At 71.1% G+C, this 1,790-nt stretch carries 2 protein-coding genes and 1 pseudogene; all 3 read left to right on the top strand.

Going from position 1 to position 1,790, the window contains the following annotated elements; all coding sequences use genetic code 11:
• The first annotated feature begins 211 nt into the window (after positions 1–211).
• Positions 212–928, top strand: a complete 717-nt coding sequence (locus AB0M20_RS41545) for a hypothetical protein (protein WP_364306828.1) — start codon at positions 212–214, stop codon at positions 926–928.
• A 37-nt stretch (positions 929–965) separates the two neighbouring features.
• Positions 966–1,523 (top strand): sigma-70 family RNA polymerase sigma factor, encoded by a 558-nt coding sequence (locus AB0M20_RS41540; protein WP_364306826.1) that lies wholly within the window; start codon positions 966–968, stop codon positions 1,521–1,523.
• A pseudogene (locus AB0M20_RS41535) lies at positions 1,516–1,790 on the top strand (hypothetical protein); the annotation flags it as partial. The gene AB0M20_RS41540 and the pseudogene AB0M20_RS41535, both read left to right, overlap by 8 nt.

Below are 1,790 nucleotides of genomic sequence, written 5' to 3'. Positions count from 1 at the left end.
CGTGTTTTGATAACTGTTGCTCGAATTCTCTCCGTTCATTTGCGACCGCAAACTCATTTTCCTCACCCACGCCTACCGCAAGCTGGGCATCGTCTCCCGCCAGGACCTGGCCGCCAGCCTCCGCTGAGATTTCCGGCCGGCGCCGAGAACCGATCCGGGGGGTACGTGCGAACTAGCTGCAGACGGAACATTCGACGTCGGGGGAGATGTCATGAAGCGCACCAGTCCGGTGGTCATCGTGCTGTCGGGTCTTGCCGTTGCCGCCGTGCTCATCGGCCTGGGCTGGCAGGCTCCGCGGTTCTTCAAGGATCAGCAGGCCGCCGGGCTCGTCGCCGCGGCGCCCGCCTCGCCCACGCCCGAGGTGCCGGGCGAGGGCGCCGGTCCCGTACCCGAGGAAAGCGCGACCGTCCCGCCGCCCGCGCCCGGCGAGACCCCCGACCGCGAGCAGCTCGCCGAGGCCGCACCCCTGACCGGCACCTGGGCCGGCCGCCTCAAGCCGGGCAGCCTGGCGATTGCCGCCAAGAACGGCAAGGCCATCGCCTACCTCTGCGACGGCGAGCGGATCGAGTCGTGGCTCAAGGGTACGGCGGTCGGCGGCAAGCTGAACCTGACCGGCAAGGGCGGCGCCACGCTGACCGGCACGGCGGACGGCAAGACCGCCAAGGGCAAGATCAAGGTCCGGGACCTCAACATCGACTTCACCATCGAGACGGTGAAGAAGCCGTCGGGGCTCTACCGCTTCGCCAGCAAGGTCCGCGGCGCGAACGTGGTCGGTGGCTGGATCGTCACCAAGGACGGCGAACAGGTCGGACTGGCCACCGTGGACGGTGCGCTGGTCAAGCCGTCGGCGCTCGATGTGCAGGATCGCACCGCGACGGTGGGTGGCAATGAGGTGACCGCGGTCCCGGCCGAAGACAGCGCCCAGTGAGGTGCTGAGAGATGGACCGCCTACGATCTAGGGCACCATGGACGACACCGCGCTCGCCAGTCGGTTCGCAACCGGCGAAGAGGACGGCTTCGCCGAGGTCTACACGACCTTTCGCGGGCCGGTCTTCGGCATGGCGGTGACCATGCTGACCGACCCGGGGCTCGCCGAGGAGGCCACGCAGCAGGCGTTCATCGGGCTGTGGCGGGGTCGCGGGCGTTACGACCCGGCGCGTGACCTCGCGGCGTGGGTGTTCGGCGTGGCGCGCAAGGCGGCGATCGATGTCTACCGCCGTGAGCGCCGCACGCCGATCCCGGCCGATCAGACCGAGGTGCCGGTCGAGGGCACCTCCGCTGAGCGGCTCTGGGAGGCGTGGCAGGTGCGCCGCGCGGTCGAGGGGTTGCCGGCCGACGAGGCAACGGTGGTGCGGCTCGCGCACTACTTCCAGATGACCCACAGCGAGATCGCGTCCCACCTGGGCGTGCCGATGGGAACGGTGAAGTCGCGCTCGCACCGGGCCCACCGCAGGCTGGCCGAGGCGCTCGGCCATCTGGTCGACGACAAGGTCGACGACAAGCCGGGTGAGTCCGGTGACTGACGAAGCCCGCCGGTCGCAGGACGACGAGGTCGCCCTCCCGGCGCACGTCGTGGAGCTGCTGGCGCACCCCGGCACGTGGGCGGCGCCGCCGGCCTTCACGGCGGCCGAGCTGATCGCCCTGGCCGAGGGATCCGCGCCGGGCTCCCCGGCCGACCGGCCGGCGGCCAGGAGAATCGCCTCGGTTCCGCCCGCAGTGGCGCCTGCTACGGGGAGTGCGGCGGCGCCCGCGCTCGGCGCGACCGCCGAAGCCGCCTCCGTCCCGCCTGC

This window comes from Actinoplanes sp. NPDC051633 (genome assembly GCF_040681735.1).
Lineage (GTDB): Bacteria > Actinomycetota > Actinomycetes > Mycobacteriales > Micromonosporaceae > Actinoplanes.
Note: the sequence above shows the minus strand (reverse complement) of the source record. Positions and strands in the feature narration are given on the sequence as shown.

Coding starts and splice junctions, on each gene's coding strand:
- AB0M20_RS41545 (WP_364306828.1), top strand. CDS start 212: ATGAAGCGCACCAGTCCGGTGGTCATCGTGCTGTCGGGTCTTGCCGTT.
- AB0M20_RS41540 (WP_364306826.1), top strand. CDS start 966: ATGGACGACACCGCGCTCGCCAGTCGGTTCGCAACCGGCGAAGAGGAC.